The sequence below is a fragment of the Variovorax sp. GW821-FHT10C12 genome, assembly GCF_059415405.1.
The window spans coordinates 2355500-2372166 of record NZ_JBWKNE010000001.1 but is presented as its reverse complement, the minus strand read 5'-3'; the positions used below and the strand labels follow the sequence as shown (position 1 = coordinate 2372166).

20 protein-coding genes are annotated in these 16667 nt (G+C 67.4%); 17 read left to right on the top strand and 3 right to left on the bottom strand.

The features are described from left to right. Positions 1-29: 29 nt before the first annotated feature. The 10 genes from AC07OH_RS11280 (at position 30) to AC07OH_RS11235 (ending at position 9713) form a co-directional block, all read left to right on the top strand. Positions 30-1688 (top strand): ShlB/FhaC/HecB family hemolysin secretion/activation protein, encoded by a 1659-nt coding sequence (locus AC07OH_RS11280; RefSeq protein WP_495300679.1) that lies wholly within the window; start codon positions 30-32, stop codon positions 1686-1688. An 81-nt stretch (positions 1689-1769) separates the two neighbouring features. Next, positions 1770-3578, top strand: coding sequence for a DUF2341 domain-containing protein (locus tag AC07OH_RS11275; RefSeq protein WP_495300678.1), 1809 nt, complete (start codon positions 1770-1772; stop codon positions 3576-3578). 12 nt (positions 3579-3590) lie between these two features. Further along, positions 3591-4004, top strand: a complete 414-nt coding sequence (locus AC07OH_RS11270) for an ExbD/TolR family protein (protein WP_062474100.1) — start codon at positions 3591-3593, stop codon at positions 4002-4004. Between the two features lie 10 nt (positions 4005-4014). Beyond that, the gene (locus tag AC07OH_RS11265) at positions 4015-4758 is read left to right on the top strand and encodes an energy transducer TonB (protein WP_253252342.1); all 744 of its coding nucleotides are present in this window, start codon (positions 4015-4017) and stop codon (positions 4756-4758) included. Then, positions 4755-6614 carry a putative porin gene (locus AC07OH_RS11260; protein WP_495300677.1) on the top strand — a complete coding sequence of 620 codons (1860 nt, stop codon included), beginning with the start codon at positions 4755-4757 and terminating at the stop codon, positions 6612-6614. Before AC07OH_RS11265 ends, AC07OH_RS11260 begins: the two co-directional genes overlap by 4 nt. 13 nt (positions 6615-6627) lie before the next feature. Beyond that, entirely contained in the window at positions 6628-7344 is a 717-nt protein-coding gene (locus AC07OH_RS11255; protein ID WP_495267770.1) for a hypothetical protein, read from the top strand. Beyond that, a complete protein-coding gene (locus tag AC07OH_RS11250; RefSeq protein ID WP_495300676.1) occupies positions 7341-8288 on the top strand; it encodes a peptidylprolyl isomerase in 948 nt (315 codons plus the stop codon). Before AC07OH_RS11255 ends, AC07OH_RS11250 begins: the two co-directional genes overlap by 4 nt. Before the next feature lie 35 nt (positions 8289-8323). After that, positions 8324-8875: a YbjN domain-containing protein gene (locus tag AC07OH_RS11245; RefSeq protein ID WP_495300675.1), complete on the top strand. Its 552-nt coding sequence runs from the start codon at positions 8324-8326 to the stop codon at positions 8873-8875. Positions 8876-8886: 11 nt separating this feature from the next. Further along, complete coding sequence (locus AC07OH_RS11240) at positions 8887-9171, top strand: hypothetical protein (RefSeq protein ID WP_495300674.1); 285 nt, start codon at positions 8887-8889, stop codon at positions 9169-9171. An 83-nt stretch (positions 9172-9254) separates the two neighbouring features. Beyond that, entirely contained in the window at positions 9255-9713 is a 459-nt protein-coding gene (locus AC07OH_RS11235; protein WP_495300673.1) for a DUF4124 domain-containing protein, read from the top strand. 12 nt (positions 9714-9725) lie between these two features. Here the strand turns inward: AC07OH_RS11235 and AC07OH_RS11230 are convergent, their stop codons facing one another. Further along, complete coding sequence (locus AC07OH_RS11230) at positions 9726-10409, bottom strand: class I SAM-dependent methyltransferase (protein ID WP_495300672.1); 684 nt, start codon at positions 10407-10409, stop codon at positions 9726-9728. Positions 10410-10517: 108 nt separating this feature from the next. Between AC07OH_RS11230 and AC07OH_RS11225 the strand changes: the two genes are divergently transcribed. From AC07OH_RS11225 to AC07OH_RS11205, 5 genes are all read left to right on the top strand, one after another. After that, the gene (locus AC07OH_RS11225; RefSeq protein ID WP_495300671.1) at positions 10518-10820 is read left to right on the top strand and encodes a DUF3658 domain-containing protein; all 303 of its coding nucleotides are present in this window, start codon (positions 10518-10520) and stop codon (positions 10818-10820) included. 65 nt (positions 10821-10885) lie between these two features. Next, positions 10886-11206: a 1-deoxy-D-xylulose-5-phosphate synthase gene (locus AC07OH_RS11220; RefSeq protein WP_495300670.1), complete on the top strand. Its 321-nt coding sequence runs from the start codon at positions 10886-10888 to the stop codon at positions 11204-11206. A 15-nt stretch (positions 11207-11221) separates the two neighbouring features. Beyond that, positions 11222-11467, top strand: a complete 246-nt coding sequence (locus AC07OH_RS11215) for a cytoplasmic protein (protein WP_495300669.1) — start codon at positions 11222-11224, stop codon at positions 11465-11467. A 60-nt stretch (positions 11468-11527) separates the two neighbouring features. Then, complete coding sequence (locus AC07OH_RS11210) at positions 11528-11983, top strand: GNAT family N-acetyltransferase (RefSeq protein WP_495300668.1); 456 nt, start codon at positions 11528-11530, stop codon at positions 11981-11983. A gap of 19 nt (positions 11984-12002) precedes the next feature. Next, positions 12003-12539 (top strand): shikimate kinase, encoded by a 537-nt coding sequence (locus AC07OH_RS11205; RefSeq protein ID WP_495300667.1) that lies wholly within the window; start codon positions 12003-12005, stop codon positions 12537-12539. A 47-nt stretch (positions 12540-12586) separates the two neighbouring features. On the opposite strand, the gene AC07OH_RS11200 is transcribed toward AC07OH_RS11205, so the two are convergent. Further along, positions 12587-13786: an arabinose transporter gene (locus AC07OH_RS11200; protein WP_495300666.1), complete on the bottom strand. Its 1200-nt coding sequence runs from the start codon at positions 13784-13786 to the stop codon at positions 12587-12589. A gap of 411 nt (positions 13787-14197) precedes the next feature. On the opposite strand from AC07OH_RS11200, the gene AC07OH_RS11195 reads away from it, so the two are divergent. Both AC07OH_RS11195 and AC07OH_RS11190 read left to right on the top strand, forming a co-directional pair. Beyond that, positions 14198-15607, top strand: coding sequence for a DUF2130 domain-containing protein (locus AC07OH_RS11195; protein WP_495300665.1), 1410 nt, complete (start codon positions 14198-14200; stop codon positions 15605-15607). Positions 15608-15636: 29 nt separating this feature from the next. Continuing rightward, the gene (locus tag AC07OH_RS11190) at positions 15637-16044 is read left to right on the top strand and encodes a GNAT family N-acetyltransferase (RefSeq protein ID WP_495300664.1); all 408 of its coding nucleotides are present in this window, start codon (positions 15637-15639) and stop codon (positions 16042-16044) included. A gap of 6 nt (positions 16045-16050) precedes the next feature. On the opposite strand, the gene AC07OH_RS11185 is transcribed toward AC07OH_RS11190, so the two are convergent. Beyond that, entirely contained in the window at positions 16051-16575 is a 525-nt protein-coding gene (locus tag AC07OH_RS11185; protein WP_492676501.1) for an Lrp/AsnC family transcriptional regulator, read from the bottom strand. Between the last annotated feature and the right edge of the window lie 92 nt (positions 16576-16667).

The window sequence follows — 16667 nt, the reverse complement described above, 5'->3', positions numbered from 1 at the left end:
CCTTGAGAACCGAGCTGTAAATGCATGACATGAAGAAGAACGCCCCACCGACCTGCTGGAGAGCGGTGTGGCTGGCGGTGATGGCGATCGGTGCCCCGGCGGCAGCGTTCGCGCAAGCACCTGCCGCTGTCTCCACGCCGGCGCCGACCTCGGCGCCCACACCGGCCGCGGGCGCGCCCGCAGCCACCGAACCGGCCCGCAAGGTCGACATCGCCGAATACATCGTGCGCGGCAACACCGTGCTGGACGCCCGCGCCATCGAGAAGGCGGTCACGCCCTTCCTCGGCCCCGAGCGCACGCTCAAGGACGTGGAGGGCGCGCGCGACGCGCTGCTCGCGGCCTACCAGGCGGCGGGCTACCAGTCGGTGTACGTCGACCTGCCCGAACAGCAGGTCACGCAGGGCGTGGTGTTCCTGCAGGTCAACGAGACCCGCGTGGGCCGCGTGCGCGTGGTGGGCGCCGAGTACAACTCGCCGCTCGACGTGCGCGACCAGGTGCCGGCGCTGAAGGAGGGCAGCGTGCCCGACTTCAACAAGGCCCAGGCCGAGCTCACCGCGCTCAACCGCAGCCCCAAGCGCCAGGTGATGCCGCTGGTGCGCCCCGGCACCATGCCGGGCACGATGGACGTCGACCTGAAGGTCGAGGACCAGAGCCCGTGGCGTGCCAGCGTGGCCCTGAACAACGACTACAGCGCCGACACGCGCAAGCTGCGCGCCAGCGCCTCGCTGGGCCACGACAACCTCTGGCAGATGGGCCACAGCGCCTCCATCAGCTTCTTCGGCGCGCCGCAGGACCTGAACCAGACGCAGGTGTTCTCGGCCTCGTACAACGCGCCGCTCAAGGGCACGAACTGGAGCCTGGAAGCCAACGCCTTCGTGTCCGACAGCAACGTGGCCACCGTGGGCGGCACCACCGTGCTGGGCAAGGGCCACTCGATCGGCCTGAAGGCCACCTACACCGTGCCCAACACCGGCAACTGGTGGCATGCCTTCAGCGTGGGCGTCGACTTCAAGAACAACAAGGAAGCGCTGACGCTCAAGGGCAGCGGCGACACGGTGCCGCTCAAGTACGCGCCGATCACGCTGTCGTACTCGGGCTTCCGCCAGACCGACAAGAGCCAGTACGGCGTGGGCGTGTCGCTGGTGGCGGGCACCAGCAGCTCGTTCAAGTACGGCAGCGACTGGGCGGCCTTCGACTACAAGCGCTACAAGGCCTCGCCCAGCTTCATGGTGCTGAAGACCGACCTCAACGGCGCGCACAGCTTCGAGGGCGGCACGCAGGTGGCCTTCCGCGTCAACGCGCAGATGACCGATTCGCCGCTCGTCTCGAGCGAGCAGATCGCCGCGGGCGGCATGAACTCGGTGCGCGGCTACCTCTCGGCCGAGGCCACTGGCGACTACGGCGTGGTCGGCTCGGTCGAGCTGCGCAGCAAGCCGCTGGCCTTCCTGGGCAGCGCCGTCGAGAACTGGCGCGTGTACGCCTTCGCCGACGCCGCGCGGCTGCGCCTGAAGAGCCCGCTGCCCGAACAGGCCGAGCGCTTCTCGCTGTATTCGGTGGGCGTGGGCACGACCTTCAAGGTGGGCACGTATTTCTCGGGCCGCGTCGACATCGGCTATCCGCTGGTCGACGGGCCGCGCACCAAGAAGCACGACACGCAGGTGAATTTCAGCATCACCGCGAGCTACTGACCGAACGAACGACCGACGGCAACAGCCATTCCTCTTTTCGATTTTTTTTCTCATTCCACGAGCTTTCCGGAGAACCCTGTCATGCGACGACTTCTTTTCATCGCGCTCACGCTGCTGAGCACGCTCCTGCCGGGCCTGGCCCATGCCTGGTGGCAGGCCGAATGGGCCTACCGCAAACCCGTCACCATCGACGGCGGCCCGCAGGCCGGCGCCATCGGCAGCGATGCCGGCCGCGTGCCGGTGCTGGTGCGCCTGCACACGGGCAACTTCAAGTTCGAGGGCGTGAGCGAGACCGGCGCCGACCTGCGCTTTGTCGCGGGCGACGACAAGACCGTGCTCAACCACCAGATCGAGCAGTTCGATCCGCTCCTGGGCATCGCGCTGATCTGGGTCGACGTGCCCAACGTCTCGGCCGGCACGCCGCAAAAGCTCTGGATGTACTACGGCAACCCCAAGGCCCCGGCCTCGGGCAACGGCCAGCGCAGCTTCGACCCCGACTACACGCTGGTCTACCACTTCGCCGAAGGCGCGGTGCCGCCGCGCGACACCACCGCCTACGGCAACAACGGCCAGACCGCGGCGGTGCCCGTCGAAGGCACGGTCATCGGCAAGGGCGCGCAGCTCGGCAACGGCGCGCTGATGCTGCCCACCACGCCCTCGCTGGCCGTGACGGCCGGCGGCACGCTGACCTTCTCCGCCTGGATCAAGCCCGATTCGCTCGGCGCGCGCCAGGCGATCTATGCGCGCCGCGACGGCGCCGGCGAGCTCGTGGTCGGCATCGACCAGGGCGTGCCCTTCGTGCAGGTGAACGGCCAGCGCAGCACGCCCGGCCAGCCGGTGCAGGCCGGCCAGTGGTCGCACCTGGCGGTGAAGGCCGAGGGCGACAGCGTCGCGCTGTATGTGGGCGGCCGTCCGGCCGTGTCGCTGGCGGCGAAGCTGCCCGCGCTGAACACCGCCGCCGCGCTCGGCGCCGATGCACCGGCTGCCGCACCCGCTGCACCGGGCGCTGCACCCGTGGCCGGCTTTGCGCCGTTCACCGGCGCGATCGACGAAGTGCGCCTGTCGAAGGTCGCACGCCCTGACGCGCTGCTGCTGGCCGATGCCGTGTCGCAAGGCGCCGAGTCGCGCCTGGCCGCGTTCGGCCCCGACGAGCAGCAGGCCGGCAAGAGCCACTTCGGCTTCATCCTGGCCGCGATGCCGCTGGACGCGTGGATCGTGGTCGGCCTGCTGGGCCTGATGATGGCGCTGTCGTGGGCCATCATGATCGGCAAGGGCCGCAACTTCGGCGCCACCTCGCGCGCCAACGCCACCTTCATCGAGCACTTCCGCGAAGCCGCCGGCGCGCCGCTGGACCGCCTGGCCACCAACAACACGGTGCCGCAGGAGGTGCGTGCCGATTCCTCGCTGTGGCGCCTGTACGAAGTGGCCATCGAGGAGATGCGCCGCCGCCATGACCGCGGCTACGACCTGAACGCCGTGTCGGCCTCCACCATCGGCGCCATCCGCGCCGCGATGGACGGCGTGATGGTGCGCGAGACCGAGCGCATGTCCAAGCGCATGAACTGGCTGTCGACCACCATCGAAGGCGCGCCGTACGTGGGCCTCTTTGGCACCGTGATCGGCATCATGCTGGTGTTCGTGGTGGCGGCCATGGCCGGCGCCGTGGACATCAACTCGGTGGCGCCCGGCATGGCCGCCGCGCTGCTGTGTACCGCCGCCGGCCTGGGCGTCGCGATCCCCGCGCTCTTTGGCTACAACTGGCTGGCCTCGCGCTCGGACGCCATCGGCGCCGACATGGCCGTGTTCGTCGACGAGTTCGTCACGCGCCTGGCCGAAGAGCAGGGCGAGGGCCGCTCGCTGCCGGTGGCCGTGCAGGCGCGCCGCGCCTGAGGACCGCGCACCATGGCAAACACAGCCGCGAAGTTCGCCGTGCGCAAGCGCACGGGCGGCATCAACATCACGCCCTTCGTCGACGTGCTGCTGGTGGTGCTGGTGATCTTCATCCTCACCAGCAACGCCAGCATCCCGGGCATCAAGGTCGACCTGCCCAAGGCCAGCGCCTCGGTGGCGCTGGAAAAACCCAAGACCAAGGCCATCACGATCGACAACGCGGGCAACGTGTTCCTGGACGCCTACCCGGTCACGCTGCCCGAGCTCGAAGAGCGCCTGCGCACCGAGAAGGCGCTGTCGCCCGACTTTCCCGTGATCGTGCGCGGCGATGCCAGCGTGCAGTACGCGAAAGTGGTCGACGTGCTCGACCTGCTGCGCCGCATCGAGCTGAACCAGATCGGCCTCGTGACCGGCAAGCAGAAGTGAGGACCGGAGCGTGAACCCTCGCGACCCGATTTCTTCTGCCTTGCCTGCGCCGCGCTCCAGCGGCACGGGTGGAACGGCCGCGCTGTGGCGCCGCTGGGGCGGGGTGGTCATCGGCCTGGCGATCGTCGTGGCGCTGGCGCTGCTCGTGTGGCGGCTCCTGTCCGACACCGCGAGCCAGAAGCGCGTGGTGGCTGACGCGCCCACGCTGATGCTGCCGCCGCCCCCGCCACCGCCGCCCGAACCCGAGAAGCTGCCCGAGCCCGAGCCGGAAAAGATCAAGCCCGAAGTGGTCGAGCCCGAGCCCAAGCCGGTCGAGCCGCTGGAAGCGCCGAAGGACGACGCGCCGCCCAGCCCCTCGAAGGACCTGGGCGACCCGGTGACCATGGACAGCGCCGGCCAGGCCGGCAACGACGCCTTCGGCATCCAGGCCGGCAGCGGTGGCGGCATGAGCGGCACCGGCGCCGGTGGCGGCCTGGGCAGCGGCTCGTATGCGCGCTACGTGTCGAGCATGCTGCAGCAGGCGCTGTCGCGCGACCCGCGCACGCGCCAGCTGGTGTTCGACGACATCCAGATCGACCTGTGGCTCGGCGCCGACGGCAAGACCACGCGCGCCCAGCTGGTGCGCGGCACCGGCACCGAGGACATCGACGAGGCCGTGCTGGCGCTGGTGCGCGGGCTCGATCGCGTCGACGAACGTCCGCCGGCCTCGATGCGCTTTCCGATGCGCGTGTCGATGAAAGGCCGCCGGCCATGACTTTCCACACCTGTACGGCCGATGCCCGGCCCGACTCCTTTCCTCCAGTGAACGAAGCGATGAACACCCTGCACAACACCCTCCCGCGCCGGGGCGCGATGCCGGCCCTGCGCCAGTGCGCGCTCGCGGCGGCCGTGGCCTCCGCCTTCGTGCTGTCGGCCGGCACCGCCATGGCCCAGTCCGCCGCCGCGCCCGTGGGCGAATCCGCCATGGTCAAGCTGATCCGCGGCCTCATCCAGAGCGGCACGCTCGCCAAGGACGTGGGCGAAGCGCTGCTGGCCCAGGCCCAGACCGAAGCCATCGCCGCGCAGCAGGCGCAGCGCCAGGCGGCCGTGTCGGCCACCGCCGCATCGGCCACCGTCGCGGGCGGCATGCGCCTCGAAGCGGGCGACGTGCGCGTGCCCTACATCTCGCAGACCGTGCGCGACCAGATCCGCGACGAGGTCAAGGCGCAGGTCATGGCCCAGGCCAAGGACGAAGGCTGGGCCGCGCCCAACGAGACGCCCGAGTGGAGCAAGCGCATCCGCTTCGAAGGCGACGTGCGCGTGCGCAACGAATCGCGCAGCTACGCCGGCAACAACAGCGACATCGAGATCAACTGGCCTTCGCTCAACCAGGGCGCCGGCTACGACGTCAACCCGAACACCAACCTGTCGCTGCCCTCGATCCTGAACACGCGCCAGGACCGCCGCAACCTGTTCCGCGCCCGCGCACGCGTGGGCCTGCTGGCCGACCTGTCGGAGAACACCAAGGCCGGCGTGCGCCTGGCCTCGGGCAGCGATGACAGCCCCGTCTCCACCACCACCACGCTGGGCGGCGGCCTGGGCAAGAAGAGCGTGTGGCTCGACCAGATGTGGATCTCGCACAAGCCGACCGACTGGCTCACCGTGACCGGCGGTCGCTTCGGCAACCCCTTCATGTCGACCGACCTGCTGTACTCCAGCGACCTGAACTTCGACGGCATTGCCGCGCAGTTCGACAAGAAGCTCGCTTCGAACCGCGACCTCTCGCTGTTCGGCACGCTGGGCCTGATTCCGCTCGAATACTCCGCGGACGGCTCGCCCACGCGCAGCCAGCGCAAGATGAAGAGCGAGAACAAGTGGTTGCTCGGTGCGCAGGTGGGCGCCGACTGGAAGATCAACGAAGACAACCGCGTGCGCGGCGCGCTGGCGTACTACAACTTCCGCAACGTCAGCGGCAAGGTCTCCGAGCCTTGCGCGCTGTATGCGGGCGCCGACGGCTGCAGCACCGACTGGTCGCGCCCGGCCTTCATGCAGAAGGGCAACACGCTCATGCTGCTGCGCGACATCTCGCTGGACCCGCTCAACCCGGCCGGCACGCCGCAGCCGCAGTACGTGGGCCTGGCCTCGAAGTTCCGCCTGATCGACCTGAACCTGCGCTGGGATACCCAGGTGGCCGGCAACAACCTGCGCCTGGACGCCAACTTCGTGCGCAACACGGCCTACGACGCCAACGACATCTGGAACCGCGCGGGCATTCGCGGCGCCATCGTCAACAACTTCGGCCCCACCGGCGGCACCAGCAAGTCCGACTTCAAGAGCGGCGGCAACGCCTACATGCTGCAGGCCACCTACGGCAAGCCGGCACCGGCCGCGCGCGGCGACTGGAACGTGCTCGCGGGCTACAAGCGCATCGAGCCCGACGCCATGCCCGACGGCTACAACGATTCGAGCTTCCACGGCGGCGGCACCAATGCGCGCGGCTACTTCCTGGGCGGCTCGTACGCGATCGACAAGAACATGTGGTTCACCGGCCGCTGGATCTCGACCAAGGAGGTCTACGGCCCGCCGCTGTCGATCGACACCCTGCAGCTCGAATTCAATGCGCGTTTCTAAGAAGGAGTCCGCCGTGTCCCGAACGATCTTCCCGGCGCTGGCCCTGGCCGCGCTGGCCGCCACGGCCGGCGTCGCGCAGGCCCAGCAGCCGCAGGGCCAGAGCATGGAGGAGCGGCTGCGCGCGCAGCTGCGCACCACCACCACCCAGCTGCAGCAGGCGCAGAACGAGCTGGCCGCGCTCAAGGCCGGCCAGCCTGCGGGCAAGGCGCCTGGCGTTGCAGCTCCCGCGTCCGAGCTCGAGGCGCTGAAGAAGGAACTGGCCGCCAGCCAGGCCCAGCTTGCGTCCGAGCGCCACGCGCGCGGCCAGGCCAGCGCCGGCAACGCGCAGCTGCGCGAGCAGGCCCAGGCCGCCAGCGAGAAGGCGGGCGCGCAGATCGCGCAGTTCCGCGGCGCCTACGACGAGCTGCTGAAGATGGCGCGCGCCTCCGAGGCCGAACGCCAGCGCCTGGCCGGCGAGGCCGCGCTGCAGCGCACCGCGCTCACGCAGTGCGAGGCCAAGAACACGCAGCTGTATGCCGTCGGGCAGGAAGTGCTGCGCGCCTACGAAACCATGGACGTGGGCAGCGTGCTCGCCTCGCGCCAGCCCTTCGCGGCGCAAAGCCGCGTCAAGTACGAACAGATCGCGCAGCAGTACGGCGACAAGCTCTACGAGAGCCGTTTCGACGTGCGCGCCGTGAGCGCGCCGGCGCCAGCGGCTGCTGCCTCCGCCACGGAAGGAAAGCCCCAATGACCCAGACCCAATCCACTCCCGCAGCCGGCCTCGGCCGACGCCTGCGCGCGGCAGCCGGCGTGCTGCTCGTCTCGTCGGTCGGCGTGGCCGCCGCCCAGCAACCCGTCGCGCCCGGCCCCGCCGTGGTCGCACGCATCGGCGAAGTGACCATCGGCCCCGACGAGATCGAGAAGCTGCTGCAGACCCTGCCCGAGGCCGAACGCGCTGCCGTCAAGGCCGACCGCGCGGGCCTCGACGGCTGGCTGCGCCAGCGCCTCGTGAGCGAAGCGCTGCTGCGCGATGCCCGCGCCAAGGGCTGGGCCGACCGGCCCGACGTGAAGGCCAAGATCGACGCCGCCACGCGCGAGATCACCGCGCGCATCGTCGCCACCAGCTACCTCGAATCCGTGAGCCAGGTGCCCGCGGGCTTCCCGTCGGAGGCCGAGGTGAAGGCTGCCTACGACCAGGGCAAGACCGGCTTCAACCTGCCGGCCGCCTACCGCGTGGCGCAGATCTACCTGGCCACGCCCGAACGCGACCCGGCCGCCATCGCCAAGGTGCGCGACGAAGCCAACCGCCTCGCCAAGCAGGCCCGCAGCGGCGATTTCGCCGCCGTGGCGCGCGCCAGCTCGCAGGACCGCCGCAGTGCCGAACGCGGCGGCGAGGTCGACACGCTGCCGCTCGCGCGCATCCTGCCCGAGCTGCGCGACACCGTGGCCAAGCTCAAGCAGGGCCAGGTCAGCGAACCGGTGCAGGCCGAGGCCGGCTTTCACATCGTCAAGCTGCTCGACATCCAGCCCGCGCGCACCGCCACCCTCGAGGAGATGAAGCCGCAACTGCAGGCCGCGCTGCGCCAGCAGCGGCAGCAGCAGCTGGTGCAGGCCTACATGGCCCAGCTGGCGCCGCCGGCGCAACTGAGCATCGACAGCGCCGCGCTCGACGCCGCGCTCAAGAAAACCAACTGAACCCATTCCCCCTTTTCAGAAAGAAGAAGCACACCATGAACACCACCGCCACGACCCCGCAAGCCGACGACCAGGCCGCCACGCCGGTGCCTTTCGAGATGCTCGACGCCGTCACGCCCGACCAGGTGTCGGACGCCATCAAGGCCGCCGGCGGCGCCGTTACCGCCATCGAACAGGATGGCGTGGTGCGCCTGCACAGCGCCAGCCACGGCATCGGCTTCCAGGTGCTGTGGGGCAACGCCGTCACCACCACCCAGTACACCGACTTCACCCTGAGCTGCCCGCTGCGCGTGCAGGGCGGCACGCTGCCCGAGGCCGTGCTCGCCGCCTGGCACCGCAGCAAGCGCTTTGCGCGCGTGGCGCAGCACGGCGACTTCGTCGTGCTCGAGATGGACGTGGTCGTGGCCGGCGGCGTCAGCCCCGCCTACCTGGCGTTTGCCGTGCGCCTGTGGATGCAGATGATGGGCGAGTTCTTCCTGCACCTGCGCAACTACGGCCCCGCGGCCGAGACGCGCGGCGACGCGGCGAATGCCGACGCCGCTGCTGCTGCCACCGCCGCCGTCCAGGGTGTGCCCGCCGCCGCGTGATGCCACTGCCCATGCGCGTTGCATCCGGCCTGTCCGTGGACGACCACCACCATCCCTCGCACGACTCGCCCACGGGCCGCGCCATCCAGGCCGCGGCGCGCCAGGCCCAACGCGCGCGCCGCGCCGAGACCGTGCGGCTGCGCCAGCGCGCCGCGCTGCTCGAGCTGCTGGTGCAGACCATGGCGGAGCTGCACATCTCGATGGCCGAGCTGAATGCGGCGCGCAAGGCGTTGGCACCGGCGTGGCGGCAGGTGGGGGACGGAGGCGCTTCGCTCGATCGCGATCTGGAGCGTTGACGGCGTGGCGGTGGGGCCGCGAAGGGTAGGGCAGAATCGCCCGACCTCTTCGTTCGATCTCGCCACTTGCTGGTAGCCACGGAATGAAAACTTCAGGACTGCGTCGGGTTGCACTGGGCGCCTTCACTTCCGTGCTCTTTTCCGCCACGGGCCATGCGGAGATCTACAAGTGGGTCGACGCCAAAGGCCAGACGCACTACACCGAGCGCAAGGCCGATGCGGGTGGCGCCAGGACCGAAGAACTGAAGATTTCCCCGTCACACGACACGTCGAACAACTTCACGCCACCCACCAGCGACTGGCGTCCACGTGACCGGTCCGGCCTCCCCACGTCGACCCAGTCGCCCCGGCCCTATGGCCCACCCGAACGCAAGGGACCCAAGGCGGTTTCAGACGGCATCGACCACGGAACGAATACCTCGCGATGTGCGCTGGCGCGGGACATCCTCAGTGGTGCCCGAGCGCGCCGCAACAAGCCCACCGACGCCTACGATCGCGAGGTGGCGCAGAACGACATCAAGGCGTTCTGCAACGCGCGGTGAGGGAGATGTCGCTCAGGCGTTGGCGACCCAGCCTCTGAATGCCATGCCTGCATAGAACAGGCGGACGTTGGTGAAACCCGTCTCCTCCAGCAATGCCTCTTCCTGCGCCGGGCTGAGCAGCGTCAGCGTCGAATCGATTGCGGATGCGGCCTTGCGCGCGTTGTCCGGATCGACGCCGGAAGCAGCTGCGAAGGCGACGTAGCGCGAGAGCCACAGCTCTCGCTCCCCATCCGCCTGGGGAAAACTGAGGTGCGCCATGACGAACGGCGCACCGGGCTTCAGGCGATGACGAATCTCCATCAACGTCGACCTGCGTTCATCGAGCGTCAGGAAGTGCATCGTCAGCAGGCAGGTCGCTGCATCGAATGGGCCTTCGGGGGCGGTGTCGGTGTAGCCGTGGTGCAGTGTGACCCGCTCGGCGAGCGCACCGAGCGTTTCCGCGGCGAGGTCGAGCATGGGCTGCGACGGATCGACGCCGACGAAATGCCATCGGGGATGCGCCTGCGCGAGCACCTTCAACTCCATGCCACCACCAGCGCCGATGACCAGCACGTGGGCCGCATCCGGCGCGCGTTCGGCGACGAGCAGGGCCGCCATCGTCTGCAGGTCATGCAGGCCTGGCACCAGGCGGGCGGTCTTCTCGGCGTAGTTGTTGGTGGTGGACGACGTGCTGAAGGCGGGGGTGGGCTGGGACATTTCCACAGTCTATGTGGGCGTCGCGCGCTTCGCAGGCGCAAGGTATTCGGCAGAATCCGACCGGAAGCGGATGTCCACTCGGGGCCCGCTTCACGGGGTTTCATAAAAATGACTGACGACGACACCTTCGACACCGAACTCTCACCCGCCGAGCGTGAGCAGGTAGCCAGGCTGCCTGAGTCGGACCTGGCGCTCATCGACGCGGCGCTTCTTTCTCAAGTGACCGGTCAATGGCGCAAGGTGGCGCGTGTGGTTGGCATGGCGATGCTGTCGATGCCCGATCACACGGAGGACGTTCCCGGTGCGTTCTTCGCGAGACGGGTTGCCTTGCTTGTCGAGTCTGGGCGATTGGAGTCGCAGGGCGACCTTCGGCGCATGCGGTTCAGCGAGGTGCGGTGGAGATCGGCCTGACGGCAGAATGCCATCGAGAGTGGTCTGGAACAACGTCCCTTTCATCACAACGGGAGCAGAAGCTGATGGCAAGCCGCATCATGTACATCGAAGCGAAGACAAGCGGCCTGACGGGGCCGGCCCGCATTGGGCGAGTCACGTGTTCCAAGTCCGGGGCCACGCTGTACTACGCAGGGAAGTCCTTCCGCAGCCTGAAGGGGGACGGTTTCAAGTCGAACTATTTCGACATTGAAACCGGCGAGCACTATTGGATTTCAGGGCCTCGACGTGATGGGAAAGATGCCCTTTACGCGACGCATGTTCGGCCCGTCGTAGACGCTGACGTTCAGGACGAGTATTGGACGAAGGTTCGCGGTGTGGCGAAGTCGCCCAATGGCGAACGATAGGGCTTGGAACCGACCATGGACATCATTTCTGCGCACGTTTTCAGCAGCAACCACAGAGAGCAGATCGAGACGAGCGAGGTCTGCGGCTGCTTCTATTGCTTGGCAAAGTTCTCGCCAGTGGAGATCGTTGAATGGACGGATCAAGGTTCGACCGCGCTGTGCCCGAGATGCGCCGTCGACTCGGTCATCGGCGCTGCGTCGGGGGTTCCCTTGTCCGATGAGTTCTTGCGGCAGATGCATGCCCATTGGTTCGACGCGTAGTCAATTTCGGTCAGAAGCGGACTTCTCCTGAAGCAGACTTCATTCATGAAGACAACTGGCATGCCCACCCCGTCCCTCCAGGTTCGACGCGCGACACTTGAGGACGCCGCCCGCATCGATACGCTCTACGGCCAACTGGTCGCAGACACGGCGCGCTGCGTGCTGCCCGAACGCCTGCAGGCGTTGTCCGAAGACCCGAGGACGGCGCTTCTTGTCGCGGAGGTCGACGGCCAGGTGTGCGCCACGGTGCTGGTCTCGCTGTGCGAAGACGCGATGTACGGGCGACAGCCATTCGCGGTCGTGGAGAACATCGTCGTCGACGCGGCCGCTCGCAACCGAGGGGTCGGGGCCGCGCTGATGCGGGAGGTCGAGGCGTTCTGTGCGGCGAGCGATTGCTCGAAGATCATGTTGCTGAGTTCGGTGGATCGCACGGATGCTCATCGGTTCTTCGAGCGCTGCGGCTTCGATTCCTCGATCAAGCGTGGGCTCGTCAAATATCGACGGTCCTTCGCTTGAAGAGCGACCTCGGGGGCGCATGACAACGATCCTTCATCTCATCGGGCCCGGCGGGGCGGGGAAAACCACTGTGGGTCCACATTTGGCCCGTCGACTGGGTTGGGCGTTCGTCGATCTCGACCAGCACTTCATGTCCCGCGAAGGGAACATCGACGCCGTCATCGAGGCGTCTGGCTACTTGGGCTATGCAAGGCAGAACTTAGACGTCTATCGGGAGGTTCGATCTGCATTGGCCAGTCCCACCGTTCTTGCGCTTTCGTCCGGATTCCTCACGTATCCGGAAGACGTGGAGGAGGGGTATCCCACGTTGCGTTGCGCCATCGAAACCGATGCGCTGACCTCGCTGCTGCTGCCAGCCTTCGAACTCGAGGCATGCGTGGAGGCGATCGTGCGACGCCAGCTTTCGCGGCCGTATTTGCGCGGTGACAGCGCGAGCGAGGAGCGGCGGATACGGGAGCGATTCCCAAAGTTCAAGGCGATGCCGTGCGCGCGTTTCCGTAGCGACGCTGCGCCAGACGACGTCGCGTCGCAGATTGAACGATTCGTGCGCAGGTGACGGACGCCGCTGCCGAAGAGAGAGCCAAGCGGCTCTCTCTTGCCGCCTCAGGCCAGCGTCGAAGCGCGCCCGGCCTGCGACCCCTTAGCAAGCCGCCACGTCATCCCGATCCCCACAACCGTCGCGATCAGCCCCACCAGGAACACACTCGAGTGACCGTAGTGGTCGGCAATCAGCCCCGCCATCGGACCTGTGACGCCGTACGCCAGATCCTGGAACGCCGCGAAGCCGCCGATGGCCGTTCCGCGCAGGTGGGCGGGCACGCGCTTGACGGCCTCCAGTCCCATGGCGGGGAAGACCATCGAGCATCCCATGCCGGTCAGCAGTGCGCCCACCATCGCCACGACGGGATGGGGCGCCAGCCACAGCAGCGCTTGACCCACGGCCTCGATCGCCAGGGAGACGAGCGCCACTTTGATTCCGCCGATGCGGTCGGGCAAGCGACCTGCCAGCAGTCGCACCAGGACGAAGCCCAGGCCGAAGCATGTCAGTCCGTAGCCGGCACCCTGCCAGCCATGGGCCAGGAAGTACAGGGGAAAGAACGCGCCCAAGGCCGCAAAGCCGACGCCTTGCAGGCCCACGACCGCGCCTTGCTTCCAGATGAGCCCCAGCACATCGGAGAAGGGCGCGCGGCGCCCCTGTGCCGACATGGCGGGCGCGATGGACCACAGCATTGCGCCGCTGACCAGCGGCAAGGCGATGCTGCCCGCCATCAGGCCGGCGAAGCCGAGCCTTTCAAGCAGCCAGAGGCCCAGCGGACCGCCCACCGCGAAAGCGCCGTACATGCCGGTGCCGACGAGCGCCATGACCTGCCCGGAACGCGCGGGGCCCATGGCCGCCATCGCCCAGCCCAGCATGCCGACGAGCGCGAAGCTTTCGCCGAGGCCCAGCACGAGACGTCCCACCAGAAGAACCAGGTACGCGCCGACGCCATGGCCCAGCATGGGCAGCGAGGAGGCCCAGCACAGGAGCGATGCCGCCGCATAGAGGACAAGGCCCCGGAACATGGCGAACTTGCCGCCGCGTTCGTCAGCCAGACGGCCCGCCCAGCCGCGGCTCAGGATGGTGGACAAGAAGGCAATGCCGACGCCCAGGCCAGACGCGACATTGCCCATGCCCAGCGTCTGCGACACATGGAGCGTCACAGCCGGCATCGACATGGCGACAGACAGGTAGGCGAGAAAAAGCGCGAGGGTCATCCAGACCAACGTGCGCAGGGAAGAAGAGTTTGTTTGGACGTTCGTCATCGAGCGCCGCTCCTTGAGTTTTCAAAGGCGGCACCAGCCGGTCGAATGGGCGGGACGATGAGCACCGAAGCGACCCACGCGCACCGCCAGTCGGCATGCGGGTGCCACTGGTGATGCGTTGGTTGACGTAAACGCTTACGGCGGGATGGAGCTCTGAACAGGTCAGAGTCGATTTTTGCAGCGGCGATTCTAGCAACGTGATCGAGACGGGATCGCTCGTTCGCAGACGTCGGCCTCGGTCTTCAAGCGCCTGCCGCTCGCCGGCGCTTCCTGTCCGGCTACAGTCGGATGGCCCCATGTCCCTGACCCTATGAACAGCATCACTCCCCGCGATCCCGCCCGAACGGCGCGGCGCTTCGCTGCACCCCTTTTTCTGTCGACGCCCACCCTGACGATGGAGCGCACATAGCCATGCACGAAATCATCTGCCCCCATTGCAGCAAGGCATTCAAGATCGACGAATCCGGTTACGCGGACATCCTGAAGCAGGTGCGCGACGGCGATTTCGAGAAGCAGTTGCACGAGCGGCTGGAACTGGCCGAGCGCGACAAGCGCGCTGCCGTCGAACTCGCCCAGACCCGGGCCGCCGGCGAACTGCAGAAGGCCGCCGCCGCCAAGGACGGCGAGATCCAGGAACTCAAGGCGAAGCTCGAGGCCGGCGATGTCGCGCGCAAGCTCGCCGTGAGCGAAGCCCTGGGCGCCGTGGAGCGGGAGCGCGACGCGCTTGCGAACGAGCTTGAAAAGGCCAAGCAGGACAAGCTGGCCGCCACGGCGCTCGCTGAGGCGCGGCACGTGGGCGAGCTGCAGAAGAGCGCCGCCGCGAAGGACGTGGAAATCCAGGAGCTGAAGGCCCGGCTCGATGCCATCGAGGTGGCGAAGAAGCTCGCGATCAGCGAGGCTGTCAGCGTGGTCGAGAAGGAGCGGGACCAATGGAAGAGCGGCCTCGAGCGGGCGGAGCTCGAGAAGCAACTCGCCGAGAAGTCGCTCAAGGACAAGTACGAGACGCAGATCAAGGACCGCGAAGGCGAGATCGAGCGGCTGCGCGACATGAAGGCGCGCCTCTCGACCAAGATGGTCGGCGAGACCCTGGAGTTGCACTGCGAAACCGAGTTCAACCGCATCCGGTCGATGGCGTTTCCCCGCGCCTACTTCGAGAAGGACAACGACGCGCGCACGGGCAGCAAGGGCGACTACATCTTCCGCGACGCGGACGAGGCCGGCACCGAGATCGTCTCGATCATGTTCGAAATGAAGAACGAGAACGACCGCACCGCCACGAAGAACAGGAACGAAGACTTCCTGAAGGAACTCGACAAGGACCGCACCGAGAAGGGCTGCGAGTACGCGGTGCTGGTGTCGCTGCTCGAGCCCGACAACGAGCTCTACAACACCGGGATTGTCGATGTGTTCCATCGCTACCCGAAGATGTATGTCGTGCGGCCGCAGTTCTTCCTGCCCATCATCACGCTGCTGCGCAATGCGGCGATGAATTCGCTCAAGTACAAGTCGGAACTGGCGCTGGTCAAGGCGCAGAACATCGACATCACGAAGTTCGAGACCGAGCTGGAGACCTTCAAGGCCGCTTTCGGCAGGAACTACGACCTGGCCCACGGCCACTTCCAGAAGGCGATCGCGGAGATCGACAAGTCGATCGACCACCTCCAAAAGACCAAGGAAGCGCTGCTCGGCACCGACCGGAACCTGCGCCTTGCGAACGACAAGGCGCAGGACGTGACGATCAAGAAGCTGACGCGCGGCAACCCGACGATGGCGGCCAAGTTCGCTGAACTCAAGAAGCTCGGGTCTTCCGAGACGGAATGAGCCAGGCACAGGCGCTACCCAGGAAACACATGAACCAAATCACCATCGACTACCGTCAGGACGTTCCCCTGGACCCGGCCGACGTCGCCCGCGTCTTCGACCGGTCCGGCATCAAGCGCCCCACGAACGACCTCGCCCGCATTGCACGGATGTTCGCCGCGCCCAGCCTCCTGCTGTCGGCCTGGGTCGACAACGAACTGGTGGGGCTGTCGCGGTCGCTGACCGACCATGCGTACTGCTGCTACCTGTCGGACCTGGCGGTGGACAAGAAGTACCAGGGCCATGGCATCGGCCGGGAACTCGTGCAGCGCACGCAGGCGATCATCGGCGAGGAGGTGTCGCTGATCCTTCTCTCGGCACCCGACGCGATGTCCTACTACCCGACGCTCGGCTTCGAGTTGGCGCAGAACGCGTACGTCATTCGGCGCAAACGCTAGAGCCCGCTACGGCGACCGCCGTGACCCCGCCAGCCCGGCCTTCGCATCCAGCAGGTGCCCGAGCGGCAGCGCCGTTTCCGACTTGATCTCGCGCAGCACGATGCTCGAGCGCACGTGCGTCACGCCGGGCAGGCTGAACAGCACCTCGTGCAGGAAGCGCTCGTAGTGCTTCATGTCGGGCACGGTCACGTTGAGGATGTAGTCCGCGGGCCCGGTGGCCGACACGCAGCGGATGATCTGCGGGCTCGCGGCCACGGCTTCTTCGAAGCGTTGCACCATCGCCTCGCTGTGGCGGTCGAGGTTCACTTCGGCCACGGCCGACACGTGCAGGCCCACGTGCTCGGGGTCGACGAGCGCGGTGTAGCCGCGGATGACGCCGGCCGCCTCCATGTCCTTGATGCGCTTCCAGCAAGGCGTGGGCGACAGGCCCACGGCCTCGGAAATCTGCTGCACGGTCTGCCGGCCGTCATGCTGCAGTGCAGAAAGAATCTTGAGACAATGCTCGTCAAGAGAAATAGAACCAGCGTTCATCGCAGTTTTTGAGTGAATTTTTCTTCAAACAAGGGTCTGCGCCAGTGTATTGAAGAAACACTTACTTGGGGGGGCGCAGAACAATTCCGGGC

Excerpts from the sequence above, each read along its gene's own strand:
- AC07OH_RS11280 (WP_495300679.1), top strand. The coding sequence starts at position 30 with ATGAAGAAGAACGCCCCACCGACCTGCTGGAGAGCGGTGTGGCTGGCG.
- AC07OH_RS11275 (WP_495300678.1), top strand. The coding sequence starts at position 1,770 with ATGCGACGACTTCTTTTCATCGCGCTCACGCTGCTGAGCACGCTCCTG.
- AC07OH_RS11270 (WP_062474100.1), top strand. The coding sequence starts at position 3,591 with ATGGCAAACACAGCCGCGAAGTTCGCCGTGCGCAAGCGCACGGGCGGC.
- AC07OH_RS11260 (WP_495300677.1), top strand. The coding sequence starts at position 4,755 with ATGACTTTCCACACCTGTACGGCCGATGCCCGGCCCGACTCCTTTCCT.
- AC07OH_RS11250 (WP_495300676.1), top strand. The coding sequence starts at position 7,341 with ATGACCCAGACCCAATCCACTCCCGCAGCCGGCCTCGGCCGACGCCTG.
- AC07OH_RS11245 (WP_495300675.1), top strand. The coding sequence starts at position 8,324 with ATGAACACCACCGCCACGACCCCGCAAGCCGACGACCAGGCCGCCACG.
- AC07OH_RS11240 (WP_495300674.1), top strand. The coding sequence starts at position 8,887 with ATGCGCGTTGCATCCGGCCTGTCCGTGGACGACCACCACCATCCCTCG.
- AC07OH_RS11235 (WP_495300673.1), top strand. The coding sequence starts at position 9,255 with ATGAAAACTTCAGGACTGCGTCGGGTTGCACTGGGCGCCTTCACTTCC.
- AC07OH_RS11230 (WP_495300672.1), bottom strand. The coding sequence starts at position 10,409 with ATGTCCCAGCCCACCCCCGCCTTCAGCACGTCGTCCACCACCAACAAC.
- AC07OH_RS11225 (WP_495300671.1), top strand. The coding sequence starts at position 10,518 with ATGACTGACGACGACACCTTCGACACCGAACTCTCACCCGCCGAGCGT.
- AC07OH_RS11220 (WP_495300670.1), top strand. The coding sequence starts at position 10,886 with ATGGCAAGCCGCATCATGTACATCGAAGCGAAGACAAGCGGCCTGACG.
- AC07OH_RS11215 (WP_495300669.1), top strand. The coding sequence starts at position 11,222 with ATGGACATCATTTCTGCGCACGTTTTCAGCAGCAACCACAGAGAGCAG.
- AC07OH_RS11210 (WP_495300668.1), top strand. The coding sequence starts at position 11,528 with ATGCCCACCCCGTCCCTCCAGGTTCGACGCGCGACACTTGAGGACGCC.
- AC07OH_RS11205 (WP_495300667.1), top strand. The coding sequence starts at position 12,003 with ATGACAACGATCCTTCATCTCATCGGGCCCGGCGGGGCGGGGAAAACC.
- AC07OH_RS11200 (WP_495300666.1), bottom strand. The coding sequence starts at position 13,786 with ATGACGAACGTCCAAACAAACTCTTCTTCCCTGCGCACGTTGGTCTGG.
- AC07OH_RS11195 (WP_495300665.1), top strand. The coding sequence starts at position 14,198 with ATGCACGAAATCATCTGCCCCCATTGCAGCAAGGCATTCAAGATCGAC.
- AC07OH_RS11190 (WP_495300664.1), top strand. The coding sequence starts at position 15,637 with ATGAACCAAATCACCATCGACTACCGTCAGGACGTTCCCCTGGACCCG.
- AC07OH_RS11185 (WP_492676501.1), bottom strand. The coding sequence starts at position 16,575 with ATGAACGCTGGTTCTATTTCTCTTGACGAGCATTGTCTCAAGATTCTT.